Annotated in this window: 16 protein-coding genes, 2 tRNA genes and 1 pseudogene; 14 read left to right on the forward strand and 5 right to left on the reverse strand. The window is 70.8% G+C overall.

What is annotated here, in order from left to right; translation table 11 throughout:
* Window positions 1–73: 73 nt before the first annotated feature.
* The gene (locus tag FY030_RS09135; RefSeq protein ID WP_158061231.1) at window positions 74–1,123 is read right to left on the reverse strand and encodes a glycerophosphodiester phosphodiesterase family protein; all 1,050 of its coding nucleotides are present in this window, start codon (window positions 1,121–1,123) and stop codon (window positions 74–76) included.
* Between the two features lie 110 nt (window positions 1,124–1,233).
* Between FY030_RS09135 and FY030_RS09140 the strand changes: the two genes are divergently transcribed.
* The 6 genes from FY030_RS09140 (at window position 1,234) to FY030_RS09165 (ending at window position 7,372) form a co-directional block, all read left to right on the forward strand.
* A complete protein-coding gene (locus FY030_RS09140; protein WP_238348205.1) occupies window positions 1,234–2,406 on the forward strand; it encodes a PucR family transcriptional regulator in 1,173 nt (390 codons plus the stop codon).
* A gap of 87 nt (window positions 2,407–2,493) precedes the next feature.
* Window positions 2,494–3,471: an ACP S-malonyltransferase gene (locus FY030_RS09145; RefSeq protein ID WP_158061232.1), complete on the forward strand. Its 978-nt coding sequence runs from the start codon at window positions 2,494–2,496 to the stop codon at window positions 3,469–3,471.
* Entirely contained in the window at window positions 3,468–4,499 is a 1,032-nt protein-coding gene (locus tag FY030_RS09150; RefSeq protein WP_420371851.1) for a beta-ketoacyl-ACP synthase III, read from the forward strand. Before FY030_RS09145 ends, FY030_RS09150 begins: the two co-directional genes overlap by 4 nt.
* A gap of 135 nt (window positions 4,500–4,634) precedes the next feature.
* Window positions 4,635–4,883, forward strand: a complete 249-nt coding sequence (locus FY030_RS09155) for an acyl carrier protein (protein WP_158061233.1) — start codon at window positions 4,635–4,637, stop codon at window positions 4,881–4,883.
* Window positions 4,884–4,986: 103 nt separating this feature from the next.
* Complete coding sequence (gene fabF / locus FY030_RS09160) at window positions 4,987–6,240, forward strand: beta-ketoacyl-ACP synthase II (RefSeq protein WP_158061234.1); 1,254 nt, start codon at window positions 4,987–4,989, stop codon at window positions 6,238–6,240.
* A 7-nt stretch (window positions 6,241–6,247) separates the two neighbouring features.
* A complete protein-coding gene (locus FY030_RS09165) occupies window positions 6,248–7,372 on the forward strand; it encodes a glycosyltransferase (RefSeq protein WP_158061235.1) in 1,125 nt (374 codons plus the stop codon).
* A gap of 149 nt (window positions 7,373–7,521) precedes the next feature.
* On the opposite strand, the pseudogene FY030_RS09170 reads toward FY030_RS09165, so the two are convergent.
* Window positions 7,522–8,036, reverse strand: a pseudogene (locus FY030_RS09170) (DUF3145 domain-containing protein).
* A 210-nt stretch (window positions 8,037–8,246) separates the two neighbouring features.
* On the opposite strand from FY030_RS09170, the gene FY030_RS09175 reads away from it, so the two are divergent.
* The 6 genes from FY030_RS09175 (at window position 8,247) to FY030_RS09200 (ending at window position 12,410) form a co-directional block, all read left to right on the forward strand.
* Window positions 8,247–8,666, forward strand: coding sequence for a CBS domain-containing protein (locus FY030_RS09175; RefSeq protein WP_158061236.1), 420 nt, complete (start codon window positions 8,247–8,249; stop codon window positions 8,664–8,666).
* A gap of 89 nt (window positions 8,667–8,755) precedes the next feature.
* Window positions 8,756–8,829 (forward strand) — tRNA-Ile (locus FY030_RS09180).
* A gap of 166 nt (window positions 8,830–8,995) precedes the next feature.
* Window positions 8,996–9,772 carry an amino acid ABC transporter ATP-binding protein gene (locus FY030_RS09185; protein WP_420371852.1) on the forward strand — a complete coding sequence of 259 codons (777 nt, stop codon included), beginning with the start codon at window positions 8,996–8,998 and terminating at the stop codon, window positions 9,770–9,772.
* A 56-nt stretch (window positions 9,773–9,828) separates the two neighbouring features.
* Entirely contained in the window at window positions 9,829–10,689 is an 861-nt protein-coding gene (locus FY030_RS09190; protein ID WP_158061237.1) for a glutamate ABC transporter substrate-binding protein, read from the forward strand.
* 81 nt (window positions 10,690–10,770) lie between these two features.
* A complete protein-coding gene (locus FY030_RS09195; RefSeq protein WP_158061238.1) occupies window positions 10,771–11,445 on the forward strand; it encodes an amino acid ABC transporter permease in 675 nt (224 codons plus the stop codon).
* Window positions 11,442–12,410, forward strand: a complete 969-nt coding sequence (locus FY030_RS09200; protein WP_158061239.1) for an amino acid ABC transporter permease — start codon at window positions 11,442–11,444, stop codon at window positions 12,408–12,410. Before FY030_RS09195 ends, FY030_RS09200 begins: the two co-directional genes overlap by 4 nt.
* A 68-nt stretch (window positions 12,411–12,478) precedes the next feature.
* Here the strand turns inward: FY030_RS09200 and FY030_RS09205 are convergent.
* The 3 genes from FY030_RS09205 to dnaG all read right to left on the reverse strand — a co-directional run bounded on the left by FY030_RS09205 (window position 12,479) and on the right by dnaG (window position 15,359).
* Window positions 12,479–12,551: transfer RNA gene (locus tag FY030_RS09205), tRNA-Asn, on the reverse strand.
* A 212-nt stretch (window positions 12,552–12,763) separates the two neighbouring features.
* A complete protein-coding gene (locus FY030_RS09210) occupies window positions 12,764–13,351 on the reverse strand; it encodes a hypothetical protein (RefSeq protein ID WP_158061240.1) in 588 nt (195 codons plus the stop codon).
* Between the two features lie 109 nt (window positions 13,352–13,460).
* Entirely contained in the window at window positions 13,461–15,359 is a 1,899-nt protein-coding gene (dnaG, locus tag FY030_RS09215; RefSeq protein WP_238348206.1) for a DNA primase, read from the reverse strand.
* A gap of 227 nt (window positions 15,360–15,586) precedes the next feature.
* Between dnaG and FY030_RS09220 the strand changes: the two genes are divergently transcribed.
* Complete coding sequence (locus FY030_RS09220; RefSeq protein WP_238348207.1) at window positions 15,587–17,074, forward strand: DHA2 family efflux MFS transporter permease subunit; 1,488 nt, start codon at window positions 15,587–15,589, stop codon at window positions 17,072–17,074.
* Between the two features lie 80 nt (window positions 17,075–17,154).
* Entirely contained in the window at window positions 17,155–18,120 is a 966-nt protein-coding gene (gene ligD / locus FY030_RS09225; RefSeq protein ID WP_158061242.1) for a non-homologous end-joining DNA ligase, read from the forward strand.
* Window positions 18,121–18,122: the final 2 nt, after the last annotated feature.

Here is an 18,122-nt window from a genome sequence, read left to right on the forward strand (position 1 = left end):
GACCGGCCCCCGCCGGCACATCGGACGGCGGACGGTGTGGGCCCCCTGCTCCCACACCGCCCGCCGTCGCGTCCTAGGCGGGCTCGCTCGCGCGGCGGGCGAGCACGCCCCGGTCGGTGTGGTCGGTGCAGAAGCCGTCCACGCCGGCGTCCAGGAAAGCCCGGATCTCGTCGGCGGCCCGGCCCAGGCGGGAGTCACCGTCGCCCCGGCGCAGCTCCTCGGGCAGGAAGGCGTTCTCAGCCCGGAACACCCAGGGCATGACGACCAGACCGGCGGCGTGGGCGTCCTGCACCAGAGCGGTGGGCTGGCCCAGGCTGCCGTCGAGGCGGCGCGGCCGGACCAGCTGCTTGTCCGGCTGGAGCCCGCTGACGACGCGCGCCGTGGCGGCGAGATCGCGCAGGGCCGCGCCGTGCTCCCCCACGAGCACCCGCAGGTGGAGCGGCACCCGGGAGCCCAGCTGTCGTACCCGCTCCAGGGTGGACAGGTCGTCGCTGACCAGCACCACCGGGGCCTCCGGCCGGTCCAACCCGTCCGCGCGCAGCAGGTCGACCAGGCGGACTACCGGGTCCAGGCCCTGCTCGACCAGGTGACCAGGGCTGCGCAGCTGGAGCAGGACACCGATCGGTCGGTCCAGCTGCTCGGCCAGCCGGCGGCGCAGGTCCAGCACCTCCCGCAGCGTGGGCACCTCCAGCAGCCCGTTGTAGGCCACGCTGCCGTGCCGCAGGTGGGGGTAGCGCTCGACCACCCGCAGCTCGCGCACCTGCTCCAAGGTGAGGTGCTCGACGAACCAGCCGCGGACCAGGTAACCGTCGACCTTGTGGATGGTGCGCAGGCCGAGGCGCTCGGGCCGGCTGGCGATGTCGGTCGTCGCGGACAGCTCGCACTCGTGCCGGGCCACGAGGTGGCCGTCCCGGGTGACGGTCACGTCCACCGAGAGGTAGTCCGCCCCCATCCGCGCGGCCAGCTCGTAGGCGGGCAGCGTGTGCTCGGGCCGGTAGCCGCAGGCTCCCCGGTGGGCCACGAGGACCGGGCCGCCGACCCCGGGCTGCAACCCGCCCGGCGACTCCTCGGTCGGCGTCCGCCGGAGCGTCGATGAGACGACGGCAGGGTTGGCGGCACACATGTGCTCCAGCACAACCTGCCGCGATGACGCCTCAGGGCACCTCGACCCCACGCCCGGATGAGCACTGGGTGAACATCCGGGGGCTCGGGCCTGCGCAGTAGGCTCCAGACGTGCCCCAGCCCCCCGTCCCGCCCGAGCCCCGGCCCTCGCCGGAGCCGCTGGCGCGGCGGGCCGGTGGCCTAGCGGCCCGGGCGACCCGTCAGATGGAGGCGGAGCACGGATGGTTCCGCGACCTCTCGGCCGACGACCGCTCCTGGGTGTCCCTGGTCGCCCAGGCGGGGATCAGCGCCCTGCTGACCTGGTATGACGACGGCGCCCGCCCCGGCCCACCCCCTGGCCAGATCTTCGCCGGGGCCCCCCGCAGCCTGGCCTCCACGATCTCCCTGGCCCAGGCGCTGGACCTCTCCCGGACCGCCGTGACCACGGTCGAGGAGGCCGTGCCCGAGCTGGTCGGGGCGCAGGAGGAGACCGCCCTCCGGGAGGCGGTGCTGCGCTACTCCCGGGACCTGGCCTTCGCGGCCGCGGGCGTCTACGCCCGGGCGGCCGAGCAGCGGGGCGGCTGGGACGCGCGGCTGGAGTCACTGGTCGTGCACGCCGTGCTGCGGGGCGAGGCCGACGGCACCCTGGCCTCCCGCGCTACCGAGCTGGGCTGGGAGGACGTGACCGACGTGGCCGTCATCGTCGGCCGGCTCCCGGACGGGGAGTCGGCCCCGGCGCTGTCGACACTGCGGGACGCGGCGCGCCGGATCGGCCGGGAAGTCCTGACCGCGGCCCAGGGTCCCCGGCTCATCTGCGTCCTGGGTGGCTGCTCGGACCCGGTCGAGGACGCCGCCGGTCTCACCGCCGCCTTCGGGGACGGCCCGGTGGTGGTCGGGCCCCGGGTCCCCCACCTGTTCGCCGCCGGTCGCAGCGCGCGGGCGGCGCTGTCCGGGATGGACGCAGCCCCGGCCTGGGCCACGACACCGCGTCCGGTGGCCGCCGACGACCTGCTCCCGGAGCGGGCCCTGCTGGGCGAGAACCCGGCCCGCCGGATGCTGGTGGACCGCGTCTACGTGCCCCTGCGCGACCATCCCTCGGCCCTGCTCGACACCGTGCAGGCCTACCTGGACAACGGCATGGTGCTGGAGGCGACCGCGCGCCTGCTCTTCCTGCATCCCAACACCGTGCGCTACCGGTTGCGCAAGGTCGCGGAGACGGTCGGCCTCGACCCCCACGACGCCCGGGACGCGTGGGTGCTGCAGGTGGCGCTCGCGCTGGGGCGGATCACCCGACGCGGACGGTAGGCGTTGTGGGAACCCTCCAAGGTCGCGCCGTCGTTATCGTGCGAAACGGTGACGGCCTGTGGAGGGTTCGATGGGCAGAGTGGGGTGGTGCTCGTCATCGTCGCGCCCGGACAGGGCTCCCAGACCCCAGGATTCCTTGCCCCCTGGCTCGAGCTCCCGGGCGTCCGGGACCGGGCGGAGTGGCTGTCCGCCGTGGCCGGGATCGACCTGGTCGCCCACGGCACCACCTCCGACGCGGACACCATCCGGGACACCGCAGTGGCGCAGCCGCTGCTCGTCGCCGCCGGGCTGGTCACCCTGCGCGCCCTGTTCCCCCAGGCTGACGCCCTGCCGCACTCCGTCGGCGCTGTCTCGGGCCACTCGGTCGGGGAGATCACGGCGGCGGTCGCCGCCGGGGTGCTCAGCGCCGAGCAGGCGATGGTCTTCGTCCGCGAGCGGGGACGCGGGATGGCGCAGGCCTCCGACGTCATGCCCACTGGGATGAGCGCCGTCGTCGGTGGTGACCCCGAGGAGGTCCGGGCCGCCCTCGAGCAGCACGGCCTGACCCCCGCCAACATGAACGGCGCCGGGCAGGTCGTGGCGGCCGGCACCCTGGAGCAGCTGGCGCAGCTGGCCGCCGAGCCGCCCACCCGTGCCCGGGTGATCCCGCTGCAGGTCGCCGGCGCCTTCCACACCCACCACATGCAGCCCGCGGTGGACCGGTTGGCCCGCTATGCCCGGGCCATCGAGGTCCGCGACCCGCGACTCCCGCTCGTCTCCAACGCCGACGGCGACGTCGTCCAGGACGGCCAGGAGGTGCTGCACCGCCTGGTCACGCAGGTCTCCAGCCCGGTGCGCTGGGACCTGACCATGCAGACCTTCGCCGACAGAGGCGTCTCCGCCCTGATCGAAATCGCGCCCGCGGGTACGCTGGTGGGTCTGGCCAAGCGAGGCCTGAAAGGGGTCGAGACCCTCGCGTTGAAGACCCCCGACGACCTCGAGGCCGCCCAGCGGATCATCGCCGAGCACGGCGCCGCCGACCCGGTGCCCGAGCAGCCGAGCCGCACCCCCCAGGAGGACCAGTGACCACCCGCCCCACCCTGACCGTGCCGCAGGGGATGCGGCACGCCCGCATCCATGGCGTCGGCGGCTACCGCCCCGAGCGGGTGGTGACCAACGAGGAGATCATCCAGTTCATCGACTCCTCCGACGAGTGGATCCGGCAGCGTTCCGGCATCGCCACCCGCCGATGGGCCCGCGAGGACGAGACCGTCATCGACATGGCCGAAGCCGCATCGCGGCAGGCGATGGAGCGCGCCGGGGTCGCCCCCGACCAGATCGGTGTGGTCATCATGGCCACGGTGAGCCACCCCTTCCAGACGCCGGCCGCCGCGCCGCAGCTGGCGCACCGGATGGGCATCCCCAGCCCGGCCGCCTTCGACATCTCCGCCGCCTGCGCCGGCTACTGCCACGCCGTCTCCCTGGCCAACGACATGGTCCGGGTCGGCACCGCCGACTACGTGCTGGTCGTCGGGGTGGAGAAACTGTCCGACTTCACCGACAAGCACGACCGCGGCTCGGCGTTCATCTTCGGCGACGGTGCCGGTGCGGCCGTCATCGGGGTCTCGGACTTCCCGGGGATCGGCCCGACCCTGTGGGGCAGCCTCGGCGACCAGGCTGACGTCATCACCCAGCGCGAGTCGTGGACCGACCTGCGGCCGACGATGGAGGATGCCGGCCGCACCGAGGCCGTGCCGTGGCCCGCGTTCGTCATGCAGGGTCAGACCGTCTTCCGCTGGGCCGTCTTCTCGATGGCCCCGGTGGCGCTGGAGACCGTCAAGGCCGCTGGCATCACCCCCGACGACCTGGACGCCTTCGTCCCCCACCAGGCCAACATGCGCATCACCGATGCGATGATCAAGGCGCTGAAGCTACCCGAGCACGTGCCGGTGGCCCGCGACATCGCCGAGACCGGCAACACCTCCGCCGCTTCCATCCCCCTGGCGATGAGCCGGATGCTGGACGAGGGCGAGGCCCCGTCCGGCGGGCTGGCCCTGCAGATCGGCTTCGGCGCCGGCCTGGTGTATGCCGCCCAGGTGGTGGTCATGCCGTGAGCGCCGCGACGTCCACGACGGCTCCCCCGCCGCCCAGGCACCAGACGCAGGCCTGAGCCCCACCCCACAGCTCCCGAGGCCCGGCGGGTGCAGCAGCACCGGGTCAGCCCAACCTCATACCGAAGGAGACACATAATGGCACTGAGCGAGCAGGAGATCCTTGAGGGTCTGGCCGAGATCGTCAACGAGGAGACCGGTCTGGAGGCCGAGGAGGTCCAGATGGACAAGTCCTTCACCGAGGACCTCGACATCGACTCGCTGTCCATGATGACGATCGTGGTCAACGCCGAGGACAAGTTCGGCGTGCGTATCCCCGACGACGAGGTCAAGAACCTCACCCACGTCCGGGACGCCGTCAATTACATCGCCAGCAACCAGGGCTGACCCGCCGCCGGTCCGGCGCGCGACTTCCGCCGCGCCGGACCCGGCAGTCCCCGCCGCGCCAGCGGCACCGCATACCCCTTCATCCCGCCAGGAGGCCAGGACCATGTCCCCCAGCCACACCCCGCGCCGCGTCGTCGTCACCGGCCTGGGTGCCACCACCCCCGTGGGCGGCACCGTCCCCGAGACGTGGGAGGCGATCCTGGCCGGACGGTCCGGCGCGCGTCCCCTGACCCAGGACTGGGTGAGCGAGCACGAGCTGCCGGTCACCTTCGCCGCCCAGATCCACACCGACCCGGCACAGGTGCTGCCCAAGGTGGAGGTGCGTCGCAACGACCCCTCGGGCCAGTATGCCCTCATCGCCGCCCGTGAGGCCTGGGCCGACGCGGGCGCCCCCGAGGTCGAGCCCGAGCGGCTCGGCGTCGCGATCGGCTCCGGCATCGGCGGCGTGTGGACCCTGCTGGACCAGTGGGAGAACTTGCGCACCAAGGGCCCGCGTCGCGTCTTCCCGCTGACCGTCCCGATGCTCATGCCCAACGGCCCCGCCGCGGCGGTCTCGCTGGACCTCGGCGCGCGGGCCGGGGCCCACTGCGCCGTGAGCGCCTGTGCCTCCGGCGCGGAGGGTATGGGGCAGGCCGTGACCATGATCCGCCAGGGCCGCGCCGACGTGGTCGTCGCCGGCGGCACCGAGGCCGCCATCCACCCGCTGCCGATTGCGGCCTTCGCCGCGATGACCGCCCTGTCCAAGCGCAACGAGGAGCCTGAGCGCGCCTCGCGCCCCTACGACGCGGGCCGGGACGGCTTCGTCATCGCCGAAGGGGCGGCCGTCATGGTCCTGGAGGCCGAGGAGCACGCCAAGGCGCGGGGGGCCAAGATCTACGGCTACCTCTCCGGGGTGGGCATGTCCTCCGACGCCCACCACATCACCGCTGGCGAGCCGGAGGGCGAGGGTGCCGCCCGGGCGATGGCCGAGACCGTCGCTGACGCCGGGTTGTCGATGACCGACGTGCGCCATATCAACGCACACGCCACCTCGACCCCGGTGGGCGACAAGGCGGAGACCAACGCGATCCACCGAGCCTTCGGCGGCCACACCTCTTCGATCCCGGTCACCGCGACCAAGTCGATGACCGGCCACCTGCTGGGCGCGGCCGGCGCGCTGGAGGCGGTGCTGACCGTGCTGTCCCTGCACCACCGGCAGGTCCCGGCCACCATCAACCTGGACGACCCGGACCCGGACCTTGACCTCGACGTGGTCACCGGCAGCACTCGCACGCTGCCCGACGGCGACCTGGCCGCGGTGAACAACGCCTTCGGCTTCGGCGGGGTCAATGTGGCGCTGACCTTCACCAGCGCCTAAGCCCGGTATGCACATCCTGCGGGTCGCCAACTTCGTCAGCCCCACCTCCGGCGGGATCAAGACTGCACTGCGCGCGTGGGGCGAGCACTACCAGGAGATGGGGCACCGCGCCTCGCTGATCATCCCGGGCCCAGGGCAGGAGATCACCGAGGAGTCGCAGGGGCTGGTGTACCGCGTGCCGGCCACGCCCATCCCCGGCTCGGGCTACTCGCTCATGTGGAGCAGGGTGGGGATGGTCCGGCTGCTGGAGGCCATCGCCCCGGACGCCCTGGAGGTCTCCGACCGGGCCACCACCCGGTGGATGGGGCGCTGGGCCCGCAGCCGGGGTATCGGCTCGGTGATGATCAGTCACGAGAATATGACCGGCATCCTGGTGCGGCGCACGCCGGTCCCCGACCGTCCGGCACACTGGGCCGCCGACTTCATCAACCGCCGCAGCGCGTACGACTACGACGCGATCGTCTGCCCTAGCCAGTTCGCCGCGGAGGAGTTTCACCGCAACGGCATCGACGCCCATGTGGTGCCGCTCGGGGTGGACCTGGAGACCTTCCGACCCGTCCGTGACGTGCACGCCTGGACACCCCCGGCTCCCGGTGAGGCGACCCAGATCGTGCACTGCAGCCGGCTCTCCCCCGAGAAGAACCCCGGCCTGACCATCGAGACGGTCCGCGAGCTGATCCGCCGCGGCCACGACGTCCGGCTCACCGTCTTCGGCGCCGGGCCCATGCTCGGGGCGCTGATCGAGCGGGCGCAGAACCTGCCGGTCACCTTCCACTCCTACATCACCGACCGGGCCGAGCTCGCGGCTCGGATGGGTCAGGCCGACGTGGCCATCTCCCCCGGCCCCCTAGAGACCTTCGGCCTGGCCGCGCTGGAGGTGCTGGCACTCGGCGTGCCGGTGGTCTGCTCCGACGAGGGTGCGCTGCAGGAGGTCGTCGGCTCCGGCGGCACGGTCAAGCCCTCCACCCCCGTCGCCTTCGCCGACGGCATCGAAGAGCTGCTCGCCCGGCCCGGCGCCCACGCCGCCGCCCGCGCTCAGGCCGAGTTGTTCAACTGGCCCACGTCCGCGCAGCGGATGATCGCCATCCACGAGCAGGTCGCCCAGTCAGTGCGATCCCCAGCCATCCCCTGACAGGACACGCGAAACAGCCCGACAGAACACGCAAGTGGCTGCGGGCCTCGCACGCTCGTGTCCTCGCGAGGCTGTCAGCCGACCTAGCCCCTTCCGTCGGCTTCCGCGCCCCGCTGCGGGCCTCGCAAGCTCGTGTCCTCGCGAGGCTGTCAGCCGACCTTGTGCAGCCAGTTCACCGGCGCGCCCTCACCGGCGTGCCGGAAGTGCTCCAGCTCGGCGTCCCAAGCCGTGCCCAGAGCCCGGTCCAACTCGGCCACCAGGGTCGCGGCGCTGCCGCCGGCCGCCTCCACGATCGTGCGCAGCCGGTCCTCGTTGATGACGACATCGCCGTTGGCGGACAGCCGCGCCGTGTGCAGGCCGAGCTCGGGGTGTGGGTCCACCGCACGCCGTCGCTTCCGCGGCTGGCTTCCTCGACGACCTCATACCGCAGGCCGTCCCAGCCGCGCATGGCGCTGGCGAGGGCGGCGCCCGTGCCGGCCTCCCCGGTCCAGGCGAACTCGGTGCGCATGCTGCCGGTCTGGGCAGGCTGCGCCACCCAGTCCAGGCTGACACGGGTGTCCAGGACCCCCTCGAGGGCCCAGGCGATGTGCGGGCACAGCGCAATAGGCGTGGAGTGGATGAACACCATCCCACGGGTCATGACTCTGGGCATGACAGCGGACATCCGGACCTCCTGGTGGTGAGGGACGTCTTCCCCAACGCCTCGTTCACCGGGATGCGATGCTGACTGTCGTGCGCTCTGCGGTTGTGCGTCACATTGTGCTCGCTGTTCACGTTTTGAGCAAGTGCAACAGCAGCCCCATCCACCTCAGGGGCTGATCGGGGGCTCATCTGGCACCCTGGCGGGGCTGCATACCGCATGCTACGTTCGGGTATGCGCGTGGCTGACCTGATCAAGAAGAAAGGCTCCTCAGTCATCACCCTCCCGTCGACGGCGACGGTGGCGGAGCTGCTGGAGACCCTGGATGACAACCGCATTGGCGCGGTCCTCGTGGTCGACGGTGACGAGGTCGTGGGGATTGCCTCAGAGCGGGACGTGGTCCACCACCTGCGGGGCAGTGGCGATTCCAGCACGGCCGTGTCGCAGATGATGACCGCCGACATCCGCACCTGCACCCTCGAGGACGACCTGGTCCAGCTGGCAACCACGATGACCGAGGGCCGCTTTCGGCACATGCCGGTGGTTTCCGACGCAGGCCTGGCCGGCATCGTCTCGATCGGCGACGTCGTCAAGGCCCGGCTGGACGCCCTGGAGGCGGAGCGGGACCACCTGGAGAACTACCTGCGTCAGTGACTGTCGACGCACTGCGAGGAGGGTCAGCATCGGACAGGTAGGCTCGGCTGGCGGTGCGGTGCCGCGACGAGTTCGTCCTCCCGCATCCGGGGCCAGTAGCTCAGCCGGTTAGAGCAGCGGACTCATAATCCGTCGGTCCAGGGTTCAAGCCCCTGCTGGCCCACTCACGACCACCGGGTAGCCGGTGCCCCTGCGCTCCGCCAGGCAGTGGGCACGAGTTGCGGCGGCCCGTAAGGCGTCCTCGGCAGGACCCCGGGCAAGGTCACAACTCGGTGACATCTCCACGAAGATCCACGTCCGCGGGCAACTGCGGCACTAGGGTGCCCGACATGACCGACGCTGCCGTCCCGACCCCGGAGACCAACCTGGGCGCTCCCCTGGTCGTCCTCCAGGACGTCAACAAGCACTTTGGCGACCTGCACGTGCTCAAGGACATCAACCTCACCGTGCACGAGGGTGAAGTCGTGGTCGTGATCGGCCCGTCCGGCTCTGGCAAGTCGACTCTGTGCCGCGCCATCAACCGCCTGGAGCCCATCGAGTCGGGGACCATCACCATCGCCGGTGAGCAGCTGCCTGAGGAGGGCAAGGCGCTGGCCGCCCTGCGCGCCGACGTGGGGATGGTCTTCCAGAGCTTCAACCTGTTCAGCCACAAGACCATTCTCGAGAACGTCAGCCTGGGTCCGACCAAGGTACGCAAAGCCAAGCCGGCGGCAGCCAAGGCTCGGGCGATGGAGCTGTTGGAGCGGGTCGGGGTTGAGCACCAGGCGGAGAAGTACCCCGCCCAGCTCTCCGGCGGCCAGCAGCAGCGTGTGGCCATCGCCCGCAGCCTGGCCATGGAGCCGCAGGTAATGCTCTTCGACGAGCCCACCTCGGCCCTGGACCCGGAGATGATCAACGAGGTCCTCGACGTGATGACCCAGCTGGCCAAGAGCGGTATGACAATGGTCGTGGTCACCCACGAGATGGGCTTCGCCCGCCGGGCGGCCGACCGGGTCGTCTTCATGTCTGACGGCGCCATCGTGGAGGAGAACACCCCCGAGGAGTTCTTCACCAACCCCCAGTCCTCCCGGGCCAAGGACTTCCTGTCCAAAATCCTGGCTCACTGAGCATCCACAAGCACATTAGTTCAGAACATTCCGCATACATCGAAGGAGATTCACCCATGCGTAGCACTCACTTCCGCATCCCGGCCCTGGCCGCGGTCGCGGCCCTCACCCTGGCCGCCTGCGGCAACGGGGACGACGGCAACGGCGGTAGCACCGGCGACGGCGAGGGCGGCGACCTGCCGTTCGGCGACAGCATCACCATCGGCACCAAGATCGACCAGCCCGGCACCGGCATCCTCATCGAGGGTGAGTACCAGGGCATGGACGTCGACGTGGCTCGCGAGGTCGCCAGCCGCCTGGGCTACGAAGAGGACGACATCAGCTGGCAAGAGTCCCCCACCCCGCAGCGGGAGGACATGCTGGTCAACGGCACCGTCGACATGATCGCCGCCACCTACTCGATCAGCACCGAGCGCAAGGAGCGCGTGCAGTTCGCCGGACCCTACTTCGTCGCCGGGCAGGACCTGCTGGTCAAGAACGACAGCGACATCGAGGGCCCCGACGACCTCGACGGGCGCACGCTGTGCTCCGTCGCCGGCTCCACCCCGGCCGAGCGGATCGCCGAGGAGTACAGCGACCTGGACATCGACCTGTCCACCTACGACACCTACACCCTGTGCATGGAGGCCCTGGCCGCCGACCGTGTCGACGCCCTGACCACGGACGACGTGATCCTGGCCGGGTATGCCGCGCAGGAGCAGTGGGAGGGTCAGTTCCGGGTGACCGGCAACACCTTCAGCGAGGAGCTGTTCGGGATCGGCATCAACCAGGACAGCGAGGCCTGCGAGGAGGTCAACGAGATCCTCAGTGAGATGTGGGAGGACGGGACGATGGAGACCATCATCGAGGACAACCTCGGTGACTACACCCCCAGCGACGCCAACCCGCCGGAGGAGATCGGCGGGCACTGCGCCTGAGCGTCCCGTCACCCCGCCCCGTGGTCGGCCGGTCCAGTCCTGGACCGGCCGACCACGTGAGCAGACCCACAAGGAGGTTCGATGCAGGACATCCCGGAGCTGATCGAGCGCTTCGACTTCATTCAGGGCTTCGGCCTGGTGCTGTGGCTGACCCTGTGGAGCGCCTTCTGGGCGCTGCTCCTGGGCACCATCCTGGTGATCATGCGCCTGGTGCCGATCAGGACGCTCAACGTCGTCGGCTCCTTCCTGGTCGCCGCGCTGCGGAACACCCCGCTGACGTTGATCATCCTGACCTCCAACATCATCCTGTACGTCCAGCTGGGTCTGGAGCTGGGGCCGGACTCGGTCACCAACAACATCCGGCTCGCGATCCTGAGCCTGTCGGTCTACCACGCGGCGTTCGTCTGCGAGGCCCTGCGCAGCGGCGTCAACACCATCCCCCTGGGCCAGGCCGAGGCGGCCCGCTCGATCGGGCTGACTTTCTCCCAGAGCCTGCGCCACGTCATCCTCCCGCAGGCCTTCCGCGGAGCCATCACCCCGCTAGGCAATGTGCTCATCGCGCTGACCAAGAACACCACGGTGGCGGCCGTCATCGGTGTCGGTGTCGTGTCCCTGTCGATGCGCCGGGCCATCGAGTTCCGCCCCGACGTGCTCTTCCTGATCTTCCTCATCGTCGCGGTCGGCTTCGTGCTCATCACCCTGCCCATGGGGATGCTCACCAGCTGGGCCTCGCAGAAGTATGCGGTGCGCCGATGAGCAGCGCGAACGTCCTCTTCGACGCCCCCGGGCCGCGCGCCCGGCGGATCCACCTCATCAGCTCCGTCGTCGGCGGCCTCGTCATCGCGGCAGTCCTGGCCTGGTTCCTCTGGACACTATGGGGGTTGGAGCAGATCACGCCGCGCCGCTGGGCCCCGATCTTCGGGTCCGAGGCGTGGATCTACTACCTGCTGCCCGGCATCCGTGCCACGATCCTGGCCGCCATCTTCTCCATCACCATCGCCTTCGCGATCGCCCTCGTGGCGGCGATGTGTCGGATGTCAGACAACCGGGTGCTGCGGTGGGCCTCCACACTCTTCATCGAGTTCTTCCGCGCCGTCCCGGTGCTGATCATGATGATCTTCGCACTGGCTTTCGTGACGGCATACACCCCTGTCCCCGTCCAGCAACGGCCACTGGTCGCGGTGGTCATCGGGCTGGTCCTCTACAACGGCGCGGTGATGGCCGAGGTCATCCGCAACGGCGTGGCCTCGCTCCCCGCCGGCCAGCGGGAGGCAGGCCTGTCCATCGGGCTGAACCCGACTCAGGTGCGCCGGATGATCCTGGTGCCACAGGCCCTGACCGCCATGCTCCCGGCGCTGGTCAGCCAGATGGTGGTGGTGCTCAAGGACAGCGCCCTGGGCTACTTCATCCTCTACCCCGAGCTGCTCATCTCCGCCCGGCAGATGGGCAGCCGGTTCGGCAACACCACCGTGGCCTTCCTCATCGCCGCAGTCCTGTTCATCCTCATCAACTACGCGGTCACGGTGCTGGCCGAGCGGCTGGAGAAGCGGCTGCGCCGGAGCGGACGATCGATCCGTGCCAAGGACACCGGCTACGGGCCCTCGATGGACGTCACCGCGATGGAGGCAGATCTGGAGGGCCCGCAGGGACGGGCACAGGACCTGCGGCCCGGCGGCCGGGGCTCCACACGCGGCATCGGCACCGGTGAGGGTGGGTTGTAAGAACAGCGCGCTGCCCCGCATACACGACGACGGCCCGGCACCAGATGGTGCCGGGCCTTCGTGTTGCGCTCCCCCGGTTGGACTCGAACCAACAACCTGCCGGTTAACAGCCGGCTGCTCTGCCAATTGAGCTACAGGGGAAGGAGATGCGAGGTCAGACTGTAGCAAAGGGAGCACGCGGCCCCGAAATCGGCTCTCCTCCGGGGCAGGAACTGCTCGCCGACCTGTCAGGCGGGCGCTGGGACCTCTGCGCACAACCTTGATCCCACGTATTGCTGAGGAGGCCTGGCGCAGCGGGGTGAAGCCTCAGCACAACCTTGATCCCACGATGCGCGGCCTACGCATCGGCGTCGTCACACTGGCGGCATCCCGGCCTGGTTCCGCACGTCGGCACGAGCCCGGTCGATCGAGGCCATCAGCTCGGCGTCGTCGCTGCGGGCGCCGCGGCCCAGGATGACCTGCTCGTCGAGCTCGCGGGTGGCCAGATCCTTGCGGACCGTCACCCGCGCGGTGCGCCTCGGGCCGAGGTCGACCACGCGCATGAGCACCACGGTGGCCGTGGTCCGCTCGCGTAGCACCTGGGGCACCTCCCCGGGCCCGGTCTGCGTCTTCAGCTGCCACTGCCGGCCGTTGAGGCCGTCGGTGAAGGAGATGCTCAGCACCCAGAGGTCCGGGTCCCAGGTGCCGGTGTCGACCTCGTGCCAGGCCCGCTCGAGGGCCGTCAGACCCTCCGAGGAGCGCTCCAGCAGCCGGTAGGTGGTGAGCACCAGCCAGTGCCCCGAGGCGTCCTCCTGAGCCACGGCGAGGACCCGCTCACCACGGGTGAGCTCGGGCACCGCCTCCTTCGGGATGTCGCGCGGGGCGCGCTGCGGCGGGGGGAGTTCGCCGATGACGATCTTGGGCCGGCGGCTGAAAAAGGCCTTGACGATGTTCCTGGCCACGCTCACTCCATCCTGGCCCGCAACCGGGCCCGTTCGTGGTGCAGTCGGTTGAGCTCCTCGGCGATCAGCCGTTCGCCCGGCGAGCCCGGTGTCGCCCTGGCCAGCGCGCTCATCCGCTCGGCGACCTGCTGCTCGACGCCCGCGAGCCGGACCCGCAGGACCAGGGAGTCGACGAAGACCTCCGGCGGGACGCCCGTCTCCGGGTCCCGCTTGGAGGGCACTGGGGCCACGGCCAGCTCGTGCACCAGCGGGTGCACGCCCGGGGGGTATGCCGTAGGACCGCCTGGACCCAGGCTGCGGCCGACATGGCCGACGCAGCGGGGACACCACCGGCGGTGCGGACGGCGTGCCAGACCGCCCGGTGCATCGGTGCGCGAAAACCGGCCGGCTCGAGCTCGTCCACGTCCTCGGGGACGATGGCGAGCGGATACTGCAGCGCCACCTGGAGCAGGTGACGCTCCGCCATCTGCACCGGGTCGCGCAGGTCCGGACGGGGCAGCGGAGGTGGGCCGCTCTGGGGCGGCGCACCTGGAGCTCCCGCCTGTCCCGGGCCCTCCGGAGCGGGCCGACCGGGGGTGTCGGACGGCTGGCCTTGGCCCGGCGCCGGCCCCGGGCGGGACGACGGGCCCGATCCGCGCTGCGGGACCCGAGCGGCCTTGTGCACCTCGGCGGTCAGCGACGCGGGGTCGATGCCCATCCAGCCGGCGACGTCGCGGGTGACCTCGGGACGCAGGGTCTGGTCCTTGATCTGGGCCAGGATCGGCGCGACGGCACGCATTGCCTGCACCCGCTGGGCTGCCTCCCCCAGGTCATAGGGCGCCAGGGTCGTGCGCACCGCGAACTCGAACATCGGCTGAGCGGCTTCGACGAGCTCCCTCACCCCCCGGCCCTTCTCCTCGTCCGTGTCCCCCACACCCGCGACCCACAGGTCGTTGGGGTCGGCCCCGTCCGCCGCGACGGCGACATAGGACTGAGCCGCCCAGCGCTGGTCCTGCTCGAAGGCCCGCATCGCCGCCTTCTGACCCGCAGCGTCGCCATCGAAGGTGAAGATCACCCGCGCCGGGGCCCTACCCGCCTCGTCGCGCAGGATGCGCCGCAGGATCGTGATGTGGTCCGAGCCGAAGGCCGTGCCGCAGGTCGCGACGGCGGTGCCCACCCCGGCCAGGTGGGCGGCCATCACGTCGGTGTAACCCTCCACGACGACCGCGGTGCGCTCTGCGGCGATCGCCTTCTTGGCCAGGTCGAGGCCGTAGAGCACACCGGTCTTCTTGTAGATCGGGGTCTCGGAGGTGTTGAGGTACTTCGCCGGGCTCCAGTCGTCCTCGTAGAGCCTCCGGGCGCCGAAGCCCACCGTGTCACCGGTGATTGCTCGGATCGGCCACAGGACCCGCCCCTGGAACCGGTCCGAGAGGCCACGGCCGCGGCGGTTGGCTAACCCCCCGAGGACCAGCTCCTCCTCGGTGAACCCCTTGAGCCGCAGGTGGTCAACGAGCGCAGTGCCGGCTCGCGGGGCGTACCCCACCATGAACTGGGTGGCGTGCGCGCCGTTGAAGCCCTTGTCGCGCAGGAAGTCGCGCCCTTTGCGTCCCTCCGCGGAGCGGACCAACGCCTCGTGGTAGAACTCCTCGGCTACCCGGTGGGCCTCCATCAGCCGGGTCCGCTGGCCGACCGGCGGCTGGTCGCTGCGGCCTCCGGGGCCGCCCACCTCCTCGTAGCGCAGCGTGAAGCCCACCTTCTCGGCGAGCCGCTCGACCGCCTCGGCGAAGGTGAGGTGGTCGATCTTCATCATGAAGTCGATGACGTCGCCCCCCTCCTCGCAGCCGAAGCAGTGGTACGTGCCTAGGGCGGGACGAACATTGAAGGAGGGGGTCTTCTCGTCGTGGAACGGGCACAGACCCTTGAGCGCCCCGACGCCGGCATTGCGCAGCGTGACGTGCTCCCGGACCACGTCCTCGATGGAGGCCTTGTCCTTCAGCGCCTGCTTGTCCTCGTCGTTGATCCGCCGCACCACCCACCTCCTCTCCTCCGGTGAGTCTAGGTCGCCGGACCCTCGTAACCCGCGGGGTCATCCCCAACGCACCCGTCAGCCGCGGGTGGGCCGGTGCCCGCCGTAAACCTGTCAACCACATGCCCGGCAAGGGTCTACCCTGGTACGGCTGCGGGCGCCACCGTCTCTCGGTCCCGCCCCGGCCCCCCTACTTCGCCCCACCCACCCCAGATTCTCGGGAGATTGTCTTGACCGCTGCCGCCGACGCCGCCCAGAGTGCTGCGGGCACCCTCGAAGCTGCCTTGGACGAGGCGCGGGTCCGGCTCGTCCTGCGCGTGCTCACGGCCGCCGCCTTCGTGGTCATCCTCAACGAGACGCTCATGGTGAACGCGCTCCCGCGGCTCATGGAGGTCTTCCAGATTGACGCCTCCGCGGGCCAATGGCTGACCACCGGCTTCCTGCTCACCATGGCGGTCGTCATCCCGATGACCGGGTGGTTGCTGCAGCGGGTGAGCATCCAGACGGCATACGCGCTCGCGATGGGCACCTTCATCATCGGCACGACCCTGTGCCTTCTCGCGCCCACGTTCTCCATCCTCCTGCTCGGCCGCGTGGTCCAGGCGGGCGGCACCGCCGTCATGATGCCGCTGCTGATGACGACGATCATGTCGCTGGTCCCCCCACAGCGACGGGGTCGGGTGATGGGCAACCTCACCCTGGCCATGTCGGTCGCACCGGCGCTGGGTCCGACCGTGTCCGGGGTCATCATGCAGCTGGGGTCCTGGCGCTGGCTGTTCGGTCTGGTCCTGCCCATCGCGATCCTGATGACGCTGGCGGGCGTGCGCCTGCTGCGGGGTAGCGAGCCCGGCTCCCCCACGCGCCTGGACCTGCTGTCGGTGCTGCTCACCGCCCTCGGGTTCGGCGGCGTGGTCTACGGGCTCTCGGCAATAGGAAAGGCCGCTGGCGGTGGTGGCGCGATCGACCCGCTCTGGGCCCTCGTCGTGGGTGGGCTGGCGCTCGCCCTGTTCGTCTGGCGCCAAGTGGCGCTGCAGCGTCGCGACGAGCCGTTCCTGGACCTGCGCACCCTGACCGTCTCGAGGTATGTCGTCGCCCTGGGCGTCCTGTGCCTGGCCTTCATGGGGATGTTAGGCGCCATGCTGCTCCTGCCCATCGCGATGCAGGACGTGCGCGGGATGAGCGTGCTGCAGTCCGGCCTGATGCTCATGCCGGGGGCGGTGGTGATGGGTCTGCTCGGCCCGGTGGTGGGCCGGCTCTACGACCGGGTCGGTCCGCGTCCGCTGGTCGTGCCCGGGTCCCTCGTCCTGGTGGCCGCCATGGGTGGGCTGGCGCTGTCGGTGCAGTCGTCCCCCTGGTGGGTCGTGCTCGCCCTGCACGTCGTGATGAGCATCTCCCTGGCCTTCCTCTTCACCCCCGTCTTCACCTCCGGCCTGGGTTCCCTGCCCCGACGGCTGGCCTCGCACGGCAGTGCCCTCCTCGGAGCATCCCAGCAGGTCGCCGGGGCGGCGGGTGCCGCGATAGGGGTGGCCATCATGCAGCTGAGCTCGGTCGCGCTGGCCGCGGACGGCGCCGCGCCGGACGACGCGCTGGGTGGCGGCATCCGCACCGCCCTGCTCGCCGCCGCCGGGCTCGCCGGCGTGGTCGTCGTGCTGACCCTGTTCGTGCGTCGCCCTCTTGATGACTCTCAGGACAGCCGCGGGTCCGTCGCGGCACACTGAGGGTCCGGGCCCACCCCCGGGACAGGGACGACGAATCCCGCAGGAGCACGCCCGTCACACCCCTGCCCTAGCCTGGGCCCATGGCCAAGACGAGCAGCCCCGCGACCGAGCTCGAGGTGGGCGGTCGGAGCGTGCGGATCTCCAACCCGGACCGCGTGTACTTCCCCGACAGCGGGCTGACCAAGCTGGACCTGGCGCACTACTACGTGCAGGTCGGGGACGGGATCGTCAACGCCCTGCGCGAGCGGCCCTGCATGCTGCATCGCTTTCCGGACGGCACGACCGGCGAGCGCGTCCACCAGAAGCGGCTGCCGCGTGGTGCACCGGACTGGATGGAGACGGTGCGGGTGACCTTTCCGCGCTACAACCGCACGGCGGACGAGCTGTGCGTGACCGAACTGGCTCAGGTGATCTGGTGCGTGCAGATGTCGACGGTGGAGTTCCACCCCTGGAACAGCCGCCGCGGCCACGTCGAGCAGCCGGATGAGTGGCGGATCGACCTCGACCCCGGTGAGGAGTGCGACTTCGCCACCGTGCGCCGGGTTTGCAGTGTCGCCCAGGAGGTGCTGCACGAGCTGGGCGCGGTGGGGTGGCCGAAGACGACCGGCTCCAACGGCATCCACGTCTACGTGCGGATCGAACCGGAGCACGGCTTCGCCGACGTGCGCCGGGCGGCACTGGCCTTCGCCCGGGAGGTCGAGCGGCGCACCGACGAGGCGACGACGGTGTGGTGGCGTAAAGACCGAGACCCGCGACGTCTGTTTCTTGATTTCAATCAGAACGCCCGGGACCACACGATCGCCGCGGCCTACTCGATCCGGGCCACTCCGGAGGCGACAGTCTCGGCGCCGCTGCGGTGGGAGGAGGTGCCGGACTGCGACCCGCGCGACTTCACCGTCCGCACCATGCCGGCCCGGTATGCCGAGCTAGGTGATCTGCACGCGGGGATCGACGACGCGGTCTTCGACCTCACCCCCCTGCTGGAGTGGGCTGAACGCGACGAGGCGGAGGGTGCCGAGGTGCCCGAGGAGCCGGACGAGGGCTGAGC

This window comes from Ornithinimicrobium pratense, from assembly GCF_008843165.1.
In the GTDB taxonomy this organism is placed as follows: domain Bacteria; phylum Actinomycetota; class Actinomycetes; order Actinomycetales; family Dermatophilaceae; genus Ornithinicoccus; species Ornithinicoccus pratensis.

Coding starts and splice junctions, on each gene's coding strand:
- FY030_RS09165 (WP_158061235.1), top strand. CDS start 6,248: ATGCACATCCTGCGGGTCGCCAACTTCGTCAGCCCCACCTCCGGCGGG.
- FY030_RS09135 (WP_158061231.1), bottom strand. CDS start 1,123: ATGTGTGCCGCCAACCCTGCCGTCGTCTCATCGACGCTCCGGCGGACG.
- FY030_RS09190 (WP_158061237.1), top strand. CDS start 9,829: ATGCGTAGCACTCACTTCCGCATCCCGGCCCTGGCCGCGGTCGCGGCC.
- fabF (WP_158061234.1), top strand. CDS start 4,987: ATGTCCCCCAGCCACACCCCGCGCCGCGTCGTCGTCACCGGCCTGGGT.
- ligD (WP_158061242.1), top strand. CDS start 17,155: ATGGCCAAGACGAGCAGCCCCGCGACCGAGCTCGAGGTGGGCGGTCGG.
- FY030_RS09175 (WP_158061236.1), top strand. CDS start 8,247: ATGCGCGTGGCTGACCTGATCAAGAAGAAAGGCTCCTCAGTCATCACC.
- FY030_RS09200 (WP_158061239.1), top strand. CDS start 11,442: ATGAGCAGCGCGAACGTCCTCTTCGACGCCCCCGGGCCGCGCGCCCGG.
- FY030_RS09155 (WP_158061233.1), top strand. CDS start 4,635: ATGGCACTGAGCGAGCAGGAGATCCTTGAGGGTCTGGCCGAGATCGTC.
- FY030_RS09185 (WP_420371852.1), top strand. CDS start 8,996: ATGACCGACGCTGCCGTCCCGACCCCGGAGACCAACCTGGGCGCTCCC.
- FY030_RS09195 (WP_158061238.1), top strand. CDS start 10,771: ATGCAGGACATCCCGGAGCTGATCGAGCGCTTCGACTTCATTCAGGGC.